The sequence below is a fragment of the Heyndrickxia ginsengihumi genome, assembly GCF_011008565.1.
In the GTDB taxonomy this organism is placed as follows: Bacteria; Bacillota; Bacilli; order Bacillales; family Bacillaceae_C; genus Weizmannia; species Weizmannia ginsengihumi.
Genome location: NZ_JAAIWK010000029.1, coordinates 31,843 through 48,159, shown reverse-complemented (window position 1 = coordinate 48,159; position 16,317 = coordinate 31,843). Strand labels below are relative to the sequence as shown.

Annotated in this window: 15 protein-coding genes; 7 read left to right on the top strand and 8 right to left on the bottom strand. The window is 36.1% G+C overall.

Annotated elements, in window-relative coordinates; genetic code table 11:
* Positions 1-143: 143 nt before the first annotated feature.
* From pseI to G4D61_RS15095, 7 genes are all read right to left on the bottom strand, one after another.
* Positions 144-1,196, bottom strand: a complete 1,053-nt coding sequence (pseI, locus tag G4D61_RS15125; protein ID WP_025731453.1) for a pseudaminic acid synthase — start codon at positions 1,194-1,196, stop codon at positions 144-146.
* A gap of 168 nt (positions 1,197-1,364) precedes the next feature.
* Entirely contained in the window at positions 1,365-1,937 is a 573-nt protein-coding gene (gene pseH, locus G4D61_RS15120; RefSeq protein ID WP_025731454.1) for a UDP-4-amino-4,6-dideoxy-N-acetyl-beta-L-altrosamine N-acetyltransferase, read from the bottom strand.
* Entirely contained in the window at positions 1,934-3,013 is a 1,080-nt protein-coding gene (pseG, locus tag G4D61_RS15115) for a UDP-2,4-diacetamido-2,4,6-trideoxy-beta-L-altropyranose hydrolase (protein WP_025731455.1), read from the bottom strand. The genes pseH and pseG overlap by 4 nt, the downstream gene beginning before the upstream one ends.
* A gap of 11 nt (positions 3,014-3,024) precedes the next feature.
* Complete coding sequence (locus tag G4D61_RS15110; RefSeq protein ID WP_025731456.1) at positions 3,025-3,756, bottom strand: cytidylyltransferase domain-containing protein; 732 nt, start codon at positions 3,754-3,756, stop codon at positions 3,025-3,027.
* Between the two features lie 12 nt (positions 3,757-3,768).
* On the bottom strand, positions 3,769-4,944 hold the full coding sequence (pseC, locus tag G4D61_RS15105) for a UDP-4-amino-4,6-dideoxy-N-acetyl-beta-L-altrosamine transaminase (protein ID WP_163174265.1): 1,176 nt from the start codon (positions 4,942-4,944) through the stop codon (positions 3,769-3,771).
* A gap of 27 nt (positions 4,945-4,971) precedes the next feature.
* Positions 4,972-5,943 carry a UDP-N-acetylglucosamine 4,6-dehydratase (inverting) gene (gene pseB / locus G4D61_RS15100; protein WP_025731458.1) on the bottom strand — a complete coding sequence of 324 codons (972 nt, stop codon included), beginning with the start codon at positions 5,941-5,943 and terminating at the stop codon, positions 4,972-4,974.
* Positions 5,944-6,397: 454 nt separating this feature from the next.
* A complete protein-coding gene (locus tag G4D61_RS15095) occupies positions 6,398-6,898 on the bottom strand; it encodes a PTS sugar transporter subunit IIA (RefSeq protein ID WP_163174258.1) in 501 nt (166 codons plus the stop codon).
* A 230-nt stretch (positions 6,899-7,128) separates the two neighbouring features.
* Between G4D61_RS15095 and G4D61_RS15090 the strand changes: the two genes are divergently transcribed.
* From G4D61_RS15090 to G4D61_RS15065, 6 genes are all read left to right on the top strand, one after another.
* Positions 7,129-7,818, top strand: coding sequence for a GntR family transcriptional regulator (locus G4D61_RS15090; RefSeq protein WP_025731460.1), 690 nt, complete (start codon positions 7,129-7,131; stop codon positions 7,816-7,818).
* Between the two features lie 71 nt (positions 7,819-7,889).
* Positions 7,890-8,684 (top strand): carbon-nitrogen hydrolase family protein, encoded by a 795-nt coding sequence (locus G4D61_RS15085; protein WP_163174256.1) that lies wholly within the window; start codon positions 7,890-7,892, stop codon positions 8,682-8,684.
* A 42-nt stretch (positions 8,685-8,726) separates the two neighbouring features.
* Positions 8,727-10,100, top strand: coding sequence for an APC family permease (locus tag G4D61_RS15080; RefSeq protein ID WP_035353992.1), 1,374 nt, complete (start codon positions 8,727-8,729; stop codon positions 10,098-10,100).
* Between the two features lie 20 nt (positions 10,101-10,120).
* Entirely contained in the window at positions 10,121-11,473 is a 1,353-nt protein-coding gene (gene gabT, locus G4D61_RS15075; protein WP_163174254.1) for a 4-aminobutyrate--2-oxoglutarate transaminase, read from the top strand.
* Positions 11,474-11,573: 100 nt separating this feature from the next.
* Entirely contained in the window at positions 11,574-13,004 is a 1,431-nt protein-coding gene (locus G4D61_RS15070) for an NAD-dependent succinate-semialdehyde dehydrogenase (protein ID WP_035353998.1), read from the top strand.
* Between the two features lie 292 nt (positions 13,005-13,296).
* Positions 13,297-13,443: a hypothetical protein gene (locus tag G4D61_RS15065; protein WP_155918559.1), complete on the top strand. Its 147-nt coding sequence runs from the start codon at positions 13,297-13,299 to the stop codon at positions 13,441-13,443.
* Between the two features lie 241 nt (positions 13,444-13,684).
* Here G4D61_RS15065 and G4D61_RS15060 read toward each other — a convergent pair whose 3' ends face one another.
* Entirely contained in the window at positions 13,685-14,743 is a 1,059-nt protein-coding gene (locus G4D61_RS15060; protein WP_025731465.1) for a tartrate dehydrogenase, read from the bottom strand.
* A gap of 536 nt (positions 14,744-15,279) precedes the next feature.
* Here G4D61_RS15060 and G4D61_RS15055 point away from each other — a divergent pair.
* A complete protein-coding gene (locus G4D61_RS15055; protein WP_025729525.1) occupies positions 15,280-16,239 on the top strand; it encodes a sensor domain-containing diguanylate cyclase in 960 nt (319 codons plus the stop codon).
* The last annotated feature ends 78 nt before the right edge of the window (positions 16,240-16,317 follow it).

The following is a 16,317-nucleotide window of genomic DNA, read 5'->3' as shown; positions in this document are numbered from 1 at the left end:
CTGCAGAGTAAGATCTTTTGGACATAACAAATACTCCCCCATAAGCAGCCAGATTTTTATTTTTTAATCTGTCTACCTAAAGGGGAGCATATCAATATTGTAGCGGGTTTATTCAATAACAATCCAATGTAGTGAAGATATCATTAGATCAATAAATCCCATGTAATTGGGGTTCCCGCTGAAATATTTGTTTTAGCCTTCTTTCCTAATATGACATCTAAGTATTTAGGTTGTAGTCCAAATCCCGGTCTTACTACTCGTATATTTTGATTCGTAATGACATCACCCTTTTTAATATCCGCTGTTGTGTATATGGACCTTCTAAATTTCAACGAAGCCTTTTCATGTTCGGTTGGACCATATGTTACCTTTCCCAATGCTTGCCATGCCCGCTCTGTTTCAGTTACTAAAGCATGAAATTCTTCTGGCTCTAAAGAAAAAGCTGAGTCTACTCCACCGTCTGCTCTCCTTAAAGTGAAATGTTTCTCAATTACTGTTGCTCCTAATGCGACACTCGCAACCGCAACACCCGTTCCCATTGTATGGTCTGACAAACCAACCTGAACATTAAATAGCTCTCTCATATGTGGGATTGTCATTATATTTGTATTTTCAGGCGTTGCTGGGTATGTGCTCGTACATTTAAGCAAAATTAACTCATTACACCCCGATTCTCTTGCGATTCTCACTGTTTCATCTAATTCAGCAACTGAAGCCATCCCCGTCGAAATAATGAGTGGCTTTCCTGTCGCAGCAACCTTCTTAATTAATGGTAGATCAGTATTTTCAAAGGAAGCAATTTTATACATTGGAACATCTAAATCTTCTAAAAAATCTACTGCTGTTTCATCAAAGGGGGTGCTAAACGGAATCATGCCCAGTTCAAGTGCTTTATCAAAAATAGGTTTATGCCATTCCCATGGTGTATACGCTTTTTGGTACAATTGATACAAGGAATCACCATTCCATAAACTATTGGAATCATCAATTTTAAAATCAGGATTTTCAATATTTAATGTCATTGTATCCGCTGTATAAGTTTGTATTTTCAACGCATGTGCTCCTGCTTTCGCAGCCGCTTCAACAATCTCTAACGCTCTTTCCAGTGATTGATTATGATTGCCGGACATTTCTGCGATTATAAACGGGGCATGATTACTGCCAATTGTTTGATGCATGATCGTAATCTCTTTCATCCATCGCTCCTCCTATTCATAACTTCCTGATGGATATCCCCGCAATACAAAAGATAGCAGGATCAGGACTTTCGCTTTAACTAAAAAAATCTAAGACCAATAATAGGTTTACCATTCTTAATTCAACATGTAAGGCAGGAGAAATGACTACAACGTTTTCTCAATTATTCACTGTAAATGATTTTCTTTAAACTTCTGCTCTATTTTTGTCTGAATGGCTTCTCTTTGTTGTTCCCACTGCGTAATCGTTAAACTGAATACGATCGTATCTATAAAAGTTCCATCTGGTCTTATATGCTTTTTCAATACATCTTTTTGTTCAAACCCCATTTTTTTATGATAATAATAACTTTGTTGATTAAAAGCCAACACTTCTGCATGTATTTTTTTTAAACGAAGCTCATAGAAAATATATTGGATCGCTAAATATCCCATAACTGTGCCTAAACCTGCAGGAGTATTTTCTTCACCAATATATATTCCCCATTCACACGTATAATTGTTATGATCGATTTGATGTATATTTACTACACCATATGGTCGCTCATCAACGTAAAAAACTTTCGCTAAAGATGTAGGACTTTTTTGTATCGTTTCAAACCATTTTACATGCTGCTCGATTGTAATGATGTCATTGTTATACATCATATTCCGAACATGATCTTTATTTCTCCAACTTAAAACGAGTGGTAAATCCGCTTCTGTCATGTCTTTTAACATCACTCTGTTGAATATGCTCATAAACACAGCTCCATAACAAATCTTGCCACAGGCCTTCCCTTTACAATGCTTCCATCTACAATCCCTTTACAATTTTCAGACATTTCTCGAAGTCTTTCCTTATTCTTAATAAGAGAGATCATTTCTTTTTTTATCGTTTCTTTATCAAATTCATTGGTCCGTCCTAACGAGATCGTAGCTCCTTTCGCCGCAACTGCTTTTGTAACTTCGACTTGATTGTCAGCGATGATCGCTGTTAATGAAGGTAATTGAAGATAGCACCTCTCCCATGTTGTTGTTCCTCCAGCTCCAATCGCAAGGTCTGTTTTCATCATGAGATCTGCCATATGATCAATTTGACAATAATAGAAGGTTTGAGGCATTTTCGCACAAACATCCTTTATTTGCTTCTTATTGGGGTTCGTTGCTCCAACAACGACATGAATTGCTAAGCTTGGAAAATGTAATTCATGAAGTGCTTGAAGGGTCTTCATCGTTTCTGCTGTCGGATCAGTTCCACCAAAAAACACTAACACATTATGAATTTTCCCATCGCGTTGAATATTTTCTGTATCGATCGATAAAAACTCATCTCTTAGAAGAACATAATTCGGTCCTAACAATTGAAAGCAAGCATCAGGCACAAGTGCTCGATAGCGGTCCCGCATATTTAAATAATAATTTTGATCAAGTAAAACATCACAGTTGTGCGGACGATCAGCTAGATCATCTATGACCATTATATTCTTGACATGCGCACGGAGTTTATCCTCCCATCTTGAATCAAGACCATAATGATCAACAATTAATAAGTGCGGCTTCTGATTGAAGCCATTTAAAATCGCCAATGTTTCTTCTACATCTGTTTCCCAATATTCTTTTACCCATTGCCAATGATGTTCTGTGCATCTAGATCGAAGTTTATACACAGAAAAGCCTTGCTCTTTTATATATGAACTGTTATTTCCGGGAAAATCACGACAAATGAATGAAACATTAGCTCCGAACTGCATAAGCTGTTTTGCCAAAGTAAGACAGCGCATTACATGGCCTGTTCCTATTTCTACTGAGGAGTCCGTTCTAATGACAATATTCATTAAACCACAACCTACAATTTCTTTTGTTCGATATTTGCATTGATTTCATTCCATTCTGGATGCTCTTTTAAAAGCTGAATAACATCTTCCAAATGAAATAGCTTATTAGCATCATACATTTCTGTGAGAATATGAGTGACTAATGTGAAGTCTTCCGGGGTATCTACAGTCCATCGATAATGACTATAGTTTTGATCATGTTCAATATTTTCAAGTGTAAATATTGTTGGATTCGTATAGAAATAAGAGGTGACATGTTCCCTATCTCTTGGTAACTGAGCATTATTTGCAGCTTCTTTTAAGGCATTAAAAGAAAATACTTCTGTATCGAGCCCTCTTGGGTATGTTCTTTTTAATGTATTGGAAACATAATCAACGTGCGGCTGTTGCTTTAAAAATTGAGCAATTACTTTATCAATGATGACTGGATCAATAAGAGGGCAATCAGAAGTCAATCTTACAATGACATCAACGTTAAAGGCTTGCGCTGCTTCAAAGTAACGGGACAGCACATCGTGTTCAGAACCTCGATAAGATAAAACTCCCATTTGCTCGCATAATGCTACAATTGGAGTATCTCTTTCTTCAACAGTTGTAGCAATAATAATTTCATCCACTAATGTTGCTTTTTGAATTCTTTCAATTTGGTACTCTAGTAATGGTTTATCCAATACTTTTTTTAATACTTTTCCAGGCAATCTCGTAGATCCCATTCTTGCCTGGATGATAGCTGCAATCTTCATCGTATCACCTATTTATGTTGCATAATGTTGAACAGTTCTTTTAACTGCTTGAATAACATCCTGCACATCTTTTTCCGTCATCGCTGGAAATAATGGCAGGCTAATGATTTCTTGGTACAAACGCTCTGCTCTAGGACAAAACCCTTTCTGATATCCTAATTGTTGATAATATGGCAATAAATAAACAGGAATATAATGCACATTTACACCAATATTTTGGCTTTGTAAAGATTCATAAATTTCTTTACGACTTACTGAAAGCAGGTCCGGTTTTAAACGAATTACATACAAATGCCAACTTGATTGACCATCCGAATGTTGATATGGAATCTCAATCTCTTTCGTTTCTTGAAAAGCTTCCGTATACATTTCTGCATATTTCCTTCTCAATTGTACAAACTGATCAAGTTTGTTCATTTGACTGACACCTAATGCAGCTTGAATATCTGTCATTCGGTAGTTATATCCTAAACATTGCATTTCATAATACCATGGACCATGATCTTCTATTAATTGCTGTTTATTTCTTGTAATCCCATGCGATCGAAACATAAGTAGTTTCTCGTACAGATCTTTACGATCCGTCGTTATGACTCCACCCTCACCGCACGTAATATGCTTTACTGGATGAAAACTAAACATGGTCATGTCGCTGAGTGATCCAACCTTTTTCCCTTTATAACTGGCCCCTAAAGCATGTGCAGCATCTTCAATGACGATAAGTTCATTATTGCGGGCAATTTCTAATATTTCATCAAGGGCAGCCGGCTGACCGGTATAATCTACTGGAATAATTGCCTTCGTTTTATTTGTAATCTTCTTTTCTATCTCATGAGGATCTATGTTGTATGTCTTCTCATCTATATCAGCAAAAATCGTTTTTCCGCCCATATATAAAACACAATTGGAGCTGGCAGCAAATGTGATAGGTGTGGTAATGACTTCATCTCCTTCAGATATTCCTGCTGCAAAGCATGCGCCATGAAGTGCTGCTGTCCCATTCGAGAATGCGACAGCATATGTTGCACCTACATAGTCAGCAATTTTCTTTTCAAATTCATTAATCTTAGGCCCTGTCGTTAAATAATCACTTTTCAGCACATGAACAACTGCTTCAATATCATCCTCATCAATCGATTGTTTTCCATATGGTAAATAGGTGCTCCGAATTGGTTTAAACATTTCCATGACATCTCCTATACGAAAAGCTCATCATTACAATCCCTTTACCAATGCACGCAATTCTTCAACTGTTAGCCATTTCTTATTTGTATCACTCGTATATTTAAAATTCTCAGGCAACGTTTTTCCGCCCTTTGCATATGTTTCCGACCACCATGGGAATTCTGGCTGAATAATATAGTAACTGTCGAATTCCAATGTATGCCGAGCATCATCCTCTGTAATCATCGTTTCATGAAGCTTTTCACCAGGTCGAATGCCTACAATTTCTGTTTTGCAATCTGGTGCGATTGCTTTTGCTAAATCAACGACCTTCATACTTGGAATTTTTGGAACAAAAATTTCTCCGCCATGCATTCTTTCCAAATTATCGAGAACAAATTGAACACCTTGGTCGAGTGTTATCCAGAAGCGTGTCATTCTTATATCAGTGATCGGTAATGTTCCTGTATCGCGAATTTTTTTAAAGAATGGTACGACACTCCCTCTACTGCCTACAACATTCCCGTAACGTACAACCGAAAATTTCGTATTTTTTTCACCGACATATGAATTTGCAGCAATAAACAATTTATCGGATGCTAATTTAGTTGCTCCATATAAATTAATTGGGCTTGCTGCTTTATCGGTGCTAAGTGCGATTACTCTTTGTACCCCTTTATCAATCGCAGCTTCAATAATATTTTGTGCCCCGTGAATATTTGTTTTAATTGCTTCGAAAGGATTATATTCACAGGCACCAACATGTTTTAACGCAGCAGCATGGATAACGACATCGACACCTTCAAACGCCCTATATAAACGTTCCTTATCTCTAACATCCCCGATAAAAAAACGCATGCGTGAGTCAGTAAATTCTTGAGCCATTTCATATTGCTTCAATTCATCTCTACTAAAAACAATTACTTTCTTTACATCCTGTTTGAGAATGGTCTGAATAAATTTTTTTCCAAACGAACCTGTACCGCCAGTCACTAGAACAGTCTTTCCTGAAAGATAAGCCATCTCTTTACCTCTTTCATTGAAAAAATTAAAATGTGATAATATACAAATTTGATAATAGAATATGTCTTATTACTGTTTTAAGTGATAGGGACAAAAATGGATTATCATCTTACCTATAAAAAAATGAGGCCGGGACAAAAGTACGTTAACGAAAGAAACACCAAATATTGCGCTCCAACCTCACTCCGGAAATATACTTCGCTTTCCGAGCGGAGGGCGAGCCTCCCACAAAAGTCTACGTATATTTCCGGAGCTGATTTGTGCAATATTCGTTTTTCGCCAACCACTTTTTGGTTTTGTCCCAGCCTCATTTCATCTTTCACAAGCAAATGATACGAAAATATAATGCCGTTTAAGCAAATCATAAAAAGTTCGTAGTGAAAATTGCAAGTTTAAACAAAAATAGACTATTCATACAGGCATAAAGTATCATAGATTCTTATCATTCAAAAATTTATTTTGCTTCAATTGTCATAACAGCCTGTTCACCAGCAATAACAGAAGAAAGCGAACTTTTTTCAATAGACTGCATATCGTTAAGATTCGTAATAATCATAGGTGTAATAATGCTGCTTGCTTTCTCTTTTACTAGATTAAGATCAACTGTAACAAGAACATCCCCTTGTTTTACTTTTTTTCCTTCTGAAACATGAACGGTAAAACCTTCGCCTTTCATTCCTACTGTTTCTAAGCCAATATGAATCAATATTTCAGCTCCGTTCACAGCCTTAATTCCGATGGCATGCTTAGTTGGAAATACTTGAATGATTTCACCGTCTGCCGGTGCAACAATTTTGCCCTCTTGAGGTTCAAATGCAACGCCATCCCCCATCATCTTTTGTGAAAAAACTGGATCGGGTACTTCTTCGATCGTAAGCATTTTCCCACTAACAGGCGCAATTAATTGGATACTTTTTAAAACTTCTTCTCTTTTTCCAAATATTTTTTTAAACATAGATATATCTCCCTTCAATCCCATGCAGGAACAGTGAACAACTTTCAATATTTTAACCAATAAAGCGCTTTCCACTATGCATTTATTTTATCATAGTTACGTGAATCAATCTGTCATTTAACTTACTGTTACAATGAAAAAAATATGAGAGATAACCTAACAAAAAGATTGTTATTTCTGAAAATTCATGGTAATTTATAAGTGAGATTTAATTAGAAAGGAATGATGCAATGGAAGCTGCACCTAAAATGACTGAAGAGAAAATCTATAACATTCTCCGTGATGCAATTTTAAACGCAGATTTTCCTCCTGGGCAGCAATTAAAAGAAAGTTTGCTAGCAGAAGCTTTTGGAGTAAGCCGGACCCCTATTCGAACTGTCTTTCAACGTTTGAAATACGATTCATTGATTGAACTAAAACCAAAAAGGGGCGCCTTTGTATATTGTCCTACTCCAGCTGAAGCGGAACAAATCTTCAGTGTCCGGCAAATGTTAGAACCACAAGCAACAGCACTTGCAGCCAATTATGCAACAACGTCTGAAATTGACCGTATGTATCTTTTTTTAGAGGAAGAAAGAAAGTTGATGAAAGACCAATTGTTTCATAAGTCATTAGTTGCAACGAAAAATTTACATTTAAGCATTATTGAATCATCGAGAAACACATATTTAATAGAATTTCTTAGAAAAATTATTACATTATCCCACATTATATTAAGCTTCTATGATGTTTCAGAACATAAAGAGGCAAATGCCATTTGTGAACACGGGCAATTAGTAGATTCGATTAAAAATAGACAAGCCAAAGTTGCAGAAGAATTAGCCATTAACCATATTGTTTCAATTCAACATGATATTGATTTTTCAAAAGAGTTCACTTATCCAGTCTCCATTACACAAGTGATTAATCGTTATGTATAGAACGATGTCATAAATTGTATACAATTTATGTATACATTAAAAGAATACGAAATGCCAAGGAGGGATTGTGGATGTTTCGAGTTACAATTGCTCAATTCACACCAAAACTAGGTAATAAAAGCGCTAACATTAAAAACATGATCAACATGATGAAAAAGGCAAAAGAACAGCAATCACAGCTCATTGTCTTTCCAGAATTATGCCTGACCGGATATTTTATTTCAGAATCATTGAGTGAGTTGGCTGAACCACTATCAGGTAAAAGTATTCAGACCTTGCAAACCGCCTGTAAAGAACATGGAATATATGCAGTAATCTCTTTTCCCGAAAAGCATCTTAATGGTACTTTCTATATCGCTGCTGCACTAATTGATGATAAAGGTTTAATAAAAGGAATTTATCGAAAATCCCATCTCTTTGCGAATGAAGGAGACGTGTTTAGCAGTGGAACAGAGCTGCCTGTTTTCGATACTGAACTTGGAAAAATGGCAATTATGATTTGCTATGATCTTGAATTTCCAGAAGTCGCTAGAATCCTTCGTCTTAAAGGGGCTCAGCTTCTGCTCGTACCATTAGCAAACATGCAACCATATGAAAAATATCAGTTCATTTATTTACAAAGTCGGGCAATGGAAAATCAAATACCAATTGTTTTATGCAATCGTACAGGAACAGAAAATGACACCCATTTCTTTGGCGAAAGCGCTATCGTTAGCAGCGATGGCTCATTATTAATTAAGCTAAACGATGAAGAACAGCTCCAAACCATTCATGTGCCATTAAATGAGCAACTGGATGAACAGTTAAGTTATATGAAAGATCGCAGAACAGACCTATACGCCGAGTTACTAGATAAAACCTCTTAGTATATCTGGTACTAAAAACCAATCAAGGGAGATGAAATGTATATGAAAGATCAGCTACAATTGAAACGAACGTTAAAGCTTCCACAAGTAATTTTATTCGGTCTTGCCTATATGGCGCCTATGATCGTTTTTGGAACTTACGGCATTTTAGCAGAAACTACCCACGGAACCGTTCCAACTGCCTATATCGTTGCTTTGGTCGCTATGCTGTTTACTGCTTATAGCTACGGAAAAATGGTAAAAGCGTATCCAACTTCAGGATCTGCCTATACGTATACCCGAAAATCAATCAGTCCTCATTTAGGCTTTATTATTGGCTGGGCAATATTACTAGATTATTTATTCCTGCCGATGGTCATCTGGTTAATCGGAGCTGTCTATCTGAATTCTGCATTTCCATCTGTACCGCTTTGGTCATGGATTGTTGCCTTTATTATCGTCACATCTATTATTAATTTAATTAGCGTAAAAATGACAACAAATGTCAATTTTATCATGATGGTATTTCAGCTTCTAGTCGTTGCTATTTTTCTCATCTTATCGATTATGAATATTACTTTAAATACCGGAGTTAATGTATTTGCTCATAACCCGTTTTTCAACAGCCACTCCTCCCTTTCATTTATCCTTGCAGGAGCGTCAATTGCCTGTTATTCATTTTTAGGATTTGATGCTGTCACAACAATGTCTGAGGAAACGATACAACCTGAAAAAACGCTGCCACGAGCTATTTTCCTCATAACTTTAATTGGTGGAATCATCTTTGTTATCTCCTCTTGTTTTTTATACCTTGTTCAACCAAGCTACACCGATTTTAAAAATATTGATTCAGCTGCATTTGAAATTGCCAAACAAATTGGCGGAACTTTATTCAGTGCTATTTTCCTAGCTGGTATGATAATTGCCCAATTCGCTTCTGGAATTGCTGCACAAGCAAGCGGCGCACGCCTTTTATATGCGATGGGCAGAGATAGAGTTTTACCTATGAAAATATTTGGCTATTTAAATTCAAAAACAAAAACGCCAATTATTAATATTGTAATCGTTGGAGCTATTTCTTTATTAGCTGTGAATATGGACGTTACGACATCTACATCCTTTATTAACTTTGGGGCCTTTCTGACATTCATATTTGTGAATCTCGATGTGATTTTTCATTACTTTATAAAGCAAAAGCAGCGTTCAACTAAAGATATGTTTTTCTACCTCCTCATTCCTTTAATAGGCGCCATTTTAGATTTTGGATTGTTTTTAAATTTAGATAAAAACGCAAAAATTCTTGGATCCATTTGGACCATCATTGGAATCGTTTATCTAGCCTTTTTAACAAAAGGCTTTAAAATAGCACCACCTGAAATGGATTTTCAAAGTGCTGAGAATCCGGAAGAATTACAACTTGATCAAAAATCTATTTAAAAGTGAAAGGATTGGTACAAATGAAATACGCAAATGTGAAAAGTAGTTTACCAGGAAGCCTATCTAAAAGTTTATTAGAAAGAAGAAAAAAAGCTGTTCCAAAAGGTGTTAGTTATGGGATCCCCACCTTTGCTAAAGAAGCAACAGGTGCACTCGTAACAGATGTTGATGGTAATACTTTTATAGATTTTGCCGGCGCAATAGGTACGATCAATGTAGGCCATAGACATTCAAAGGTTGTAGATGCATTAAAAGCACAAATTGATCAATATATTCATACAGGGTTTAATGTTGTCATGTATGAACCATATATCGAATTAGCCGAAAAACTTGCAGCTATCGCCCCAGGAAATGATGATAAAAAAGTTATTCTTCTCAATAGCGGTGCCGAAGCAGTAGAAAATGCCGTAAAGATTGCTAGAAAATATACAAAAAGACCAGGCATTATCAGCTTTTCACGAGGTTTTCATGGTCGCACGTTAATGACGATGTCGATGACAAGCAAAGTGAAGCCTTATAAATTTGAATTTGGTCCATTTGCTTCAGAGGTTTATAAAGCTCCTTATCCTTATTTTTATAGAAAACCAGGCAACCTTTCAGACGAAGAATATGAAAACTTTATGATCGAAGAATTTAACAACTTTTTCAAAAATGATGTTGCTCCAGAAATGGTTGCCGCTGTTGTGATGGAACCGGTTCAAGGTGAAGGTGGTTTCATCGTTCCTAGTAAAAAATTTGTTCAAGCGGTTTACGACATTTGTCATAAACATGGCATTTTATTTGTTGCTGATGAGATACAATCAGGCTTTAGCCGAACAGGTCGTTATTTTGCTATTGAACATTTTGACATTGTTCCTGATCTAATTACCGTCTCTAAATCACTTGCTGCCGGATTACCTTTAAGTGGTGTTATTGGCAAAAGCGACATTATGGACGCTGCTTCCCCAGGAGAATTAGGAGGAACATATTGCGGGAGCCCTCTCGGTTGTGCCGCAGCATTAGCAGTATTGGACATCATCGAAACCGAAGATTTAAATAGCCGCGGTGAACAAATTGGCAAAACTATCATGAACACTTTTAAAAATTGGTATGACCGTTTTGAATTTATCGGTGATGTTCGTGGACTGGGAGCAATGTGTGCAATAGAACTTGTAAAAGACAGAAGTACTAAAGAACCGAACAAAGAGTTAACCAATCAAATCATAGCTGAAGCCAATAAACGTGGTTTACTGCTATTAAGTGCGGGTGTATTTGGTAATGTCATTCGTTTATTGATGCCGATTACAATTACAGATGACCAATTACAAGAAGGCTTAGAAATTCTTGAACAATCTATTTTGGCGGCAGCCGCCGTTGAAAAAATTTCTTTATAACGAGGAAAAATCAAGGAATAGCTCGAAGCAATATATGTGTGCTATTCCTTTGATTCATCTATAATTTAGAAGAGCATATTATCTGATGGGAGTGTAATAAATGGATACTCAACTAGCTTATATTAACGGAGAATGGATTGGAAAGAATTTATCTGTCTTTCCTGTTATCAATCCAGCAACAGGGGAAGAAATTGCCAATGTGCCAAACTGTAGTGCTACAGAAGCAAAACAATCTGTAGATGCAGCTTATGCAGCTTTTCCTGATTGGTCGAAAAAAACAGCTGAAGAACGTGCAACACTGTTACTAAAATGGTATCAATTAATTGATGATCACAAAGAAGAAATCGGCGAATTAATGACTCGCGAACAAGGAAAACCATTAAAAGAAGCCATTGGTGAAGTAGGTTACGGCAATAGCTTTATTTCTTGGTATGCAGAAGAAGGTAAAAGAATTTACGGAGAAACAATTCCTGCATCAGCACAAAATAAACGGATTATTGTATTGAAGCAACCAGTCGGTGTTATTGCAGCAATCACACCTTGGAACTTTCCTGTCGCAATGATTACAAGAAAAGTTGCACCCGCACTAGCTTCAGGCTGTACCGTCGTAGTAAAGCCGGCAGAACAAACACCTTTAACAGCATTAAAACTAGTTGAGCTAGCTGAAAAAGCTGGAATTCCAAAAGGCGTTATCAATATGATTACTGGCAATGCCGAAGAAATCGGAAAAACTTGGCTTGAAGACGATCGGGTCCGCAAAATTACGTTTACTGGCTCAACCGAAGTAGGAAAAATATTAATGCGCGGGGCAGCTAATACTGTCAAAAAAGTTTCTTTAGAACTCGGAGGTCATGCCCCACTTATTGTTTTTGAAGATGCTGATATCGATACTGCTGTTTCCCAGGCAATTGCATCTAAATTTAGAAATGCTGGTCAAACATGTGTATGTGCAAACCGCCTTTATGTGCATCAGTCTATTGCTCAAACGTTTGCCGAAAAATATGCAGAGGCTGTGAAAAATTTAAAAGTTGGCAATGGCTTGGATGCTGAAACCGATATTGGTCCACTGATCGATAGCCGCGCTGTCGAAAAAGTAGAAAACCAATTGCAAGACGCTGTATCGAAAGGTGCAGAAATCAAGACTGGTGGTAAAAAAATTTCTTTAGGAGATGGCTTCTTTTTCGAGCCAACTGTATTAACAAATGTTAAAGAAGAAATGCTTTGCATGAACGAAGAGACTTTTGGACCTTTAGCACCAATTAGCACGTTTGAAAGCGATGAGGAAGTAATCGCACGTGCAAACAATACACCATATGGTCTCGCAGCATATATTTTTACAGAAAATATTAATAGAGCATTTAAAGTAAGCGAAAAGCTTGAATATGGAATTGTTGGTTTAAATGATGGTCTTCCTTCTGTTGCACAAGCTCCATTCGGCGGATTTAAACAAAGCGGACTTGGCCGGGAAGGCGGACATCACGGAATAGAAGAATACTTAGAAACGAAATTTATCTCAATCGCTTTGAAATAAGTAATTTTTTATCATTATTAATTGAATTTGCATTTAACCAAAGGTCATTCTCATACAGGGAATGACCTTTTGGTTAAAAAAATAGTATTCTACTACTAAAAATAACTATTATGATTCTCCTTTACAATTGAGAATTCCATTAAATTAAGTAGGTTTAAACATTTGTTCCGTCGATTTTTGACAACTTTATTACACATTCATTATTTCTATTCTTTTTCATGAATCATTCGAGTATTATAAAGAAGTATTAAAAATACATCTTTATTGTTTGTTAATGAGGAGGTTGTCTGTGATGGATCAAGAGAAAGCTGAACGCCTAAACAATATACTTAAGGATGTGCTTACCCCTTTGCTAGAAAGATTAGATAAAATGGAATTAGCGGTGAAGGGCATTGAAGATAGACAAGAAGAAATCATGCAATTATTGAAGAACAAGTAATAGCCGAACTTATTAATCATTGTACCTTTTCCTTCGTTTATTCTACGTAGAATACATCACCGTAGAAAAGGGCTGTTTTCATAAATTTTGTTGCTTTTTCATCAAAGAAAGAAGTTCATTTCCACTCCATAATGCTCGCTCCAGTTCGCTTGATGAATCATTTATGTGAGCAACAACAATCTTTTAAAAAATAGCCGAAAAAAGGACTTTCACATTCCCCATTGTGAAAGTCCTTTAACATTTATAATGATAACAGCCGTTTACATATTGCCTCTGATACTTGCTTCGTTGCCGATGATCCGCCTATGTCACTTGTTTTAATCCCCTGTTCTATTACCCATTCAATTGCCTCTAATACTTTTGCTCCTAGTTCCTCTTCCCCAAAATGATCTAACATCATTTTCGCTGTCCATATTTGTCCGATTGGATTTGCAATTTCTTTACCATATATATCTGGTGCTGAACCATGGACAGGCTCAAACATTGACGGATATTTCCCATTAAGATTAATATTTGCTGCTGGGGCGATGCCAATACTTCCCATAATGGCACCGCCAATGTCTGTTAAAATGTCTCCAAAGAGATTACTAGCAACAATGACATCAAACGTTTGTGGTTTCATAACGAGAAACGCCGACAGTGCATCAATATGGTAAGACGCGGTTTCAATGTTAGGATACACTTCTTTTATCTCTTTAAATATCGAATCCCAAAAGGGCATTGTGTGGAAAATTCCGTTCGATTTTGTTGCGCTCGTAACATGGCCTCTTCGTTTTTGGGCTAATTCGAACGCATATCTCATTGCTCTTTCTGTTCCTTTACGTGTAAATATAGCATTTTGAATAGCGATTTCGTCTTCATCTTTATGAATTCTTCCGCCAACCTCACTATACTCACCCTCACTGTTTTCCCTTACAACAATAAAGTCAAAATTATTTGGATTAGCCAATGGCGATCGCAAACCTTTAAAATATTTTGCAGGACGAATATTTAAAACTTGTTCAAATTCGCGCCTAATTTTTAATAGAAGTCCCCATAAAGAGATATGATCATCGACAATACTAGGATTTCCAACAGCCCCTAGAAAAATAGCATGAAAGTTTTTTAACGTTTGCAGCCCATCATCAGGCATCATTTTCCCATGTTTTGCATAATAATCACAGCTCCATGGAAATTCCGTAAAATTAAAATGGATTCCCCCATGGATATCGGCCACAGTATTTAATACCTTTAAACCTTCTGGTACTACTTCCTTTCCTATGCCATCTCCTGGTATAACAGCAATATCGTATTGTTTCATAACAAAGATCCTTTCTATTTAATATTTATTTAATACACCTTTACTCCAGAAAGAGACGGAAAAAATAGATGTATAATTCCTTTTTATTGAAATCGTTTACTTCAATAACAACGCAAAATTCAGGCCACTTTAAAGAAAGGTCTCAGTCGTTCGTTGCCGATTAAACATATATTTATGTACTCAATTATATGATAAAGTATTATATATTTTTTATCTATTCATTATTTTAACATTATTTAATATGTTTATTTAAAATCATTTTTTCTTTTCATGTAAAGATTAGATTGAAAGAAACATATACTTAAACCGTATTTTCAAGGAAATCAAGGACTGATTATAAACTTATAGGGAAAAAATCTAATAATAAACAAATTTTAAATCGTTCATTAGGTTTAGGAAAAAACAAAAAAGGGTAACAAAAAACGGGACTTATTCACTATTTTAATTGTATAATGAATAGTAGTTTTAAAGAACAACTATTTCATTATGGTGAATAGAGGCTTCTAGGGAAGATTTTGTAGGGGGAAGAAACTTAAATGTTAGAGACACATCTCTTTATTTTTAATGATTTGAAGATTGCTTCGAAACATATCCTTTCAGCCTTAAGTAATGCACTTGATATAAATACCGTTTTCGTTGCTGTCAATGATAAAGTAACAAATTATGTTCTATCCGCTTATAATCGTCAGGAAAAAATGGTTGTAGAAGGAGAAGTACTTTTTGAAGAAGCATACTGCAGTTTAGTTGAAGAAAATGAACAGAATAACGTCCTAATCATTACGGACACAACAGACAATCCTTTAACAAAAAAGATGAAACCAACCGCGCATATAGGAAACGTTACCTATATTGGAATTCCAATAAAGCTCAAAGATGGTACGATCGTAGGGACAATTTGTGGAATGGATCGTAAAAAGAAAGCTTTTTCACAAACAGATATAAAGCTATTAAAATCAATCGCTGCCTTCCTTTCCTCTGTTACTGAACTTGAACATATGGCCTTTCACGATCCATTAACAAATGTTTTTAGTAGAAGCTATCTTGAAGCCTTTTTCAAGGATGGCTGGAAAAACAAATATAAAAAGATTGGGTTTCTTTTTTTTGACCTTGATTATTTCAAAGCGATTAATGATCAACACGATCATTCTGTCGGAGATATTGTTTTAAAAGAGATTGCATCTAGAATTAAAGCTGTCCTCGGAAAGAACAATATTTTATGCAGACTGGGCGGGGATGAATTTCTTGCATTGGTTTTAAACTATAAAGACAATGCTGCACTCTCTAAGATCATCGAAAGTATACAGTGTGCAGTAAGCAAACCTTTAAACATTCCTGATGGTAAAGTCTCTCTCTCGATGAGCATTGGTGTTAGCCGGTATCCCGAGGATGGAGATGATATTCAAGTTTTAATTAAAAAGGCTGATCATGCTATGTATCAAGTAAAAAATAATGGAAGAAATGATTACAAATATTCTCCACCAACATGTCTGCCATAATCGTCAATCATTCTATTCATCTGCATATCTACCATCTATACTGTTTCCTTATCATCATTCAAAGCCACGAAAAAAGGC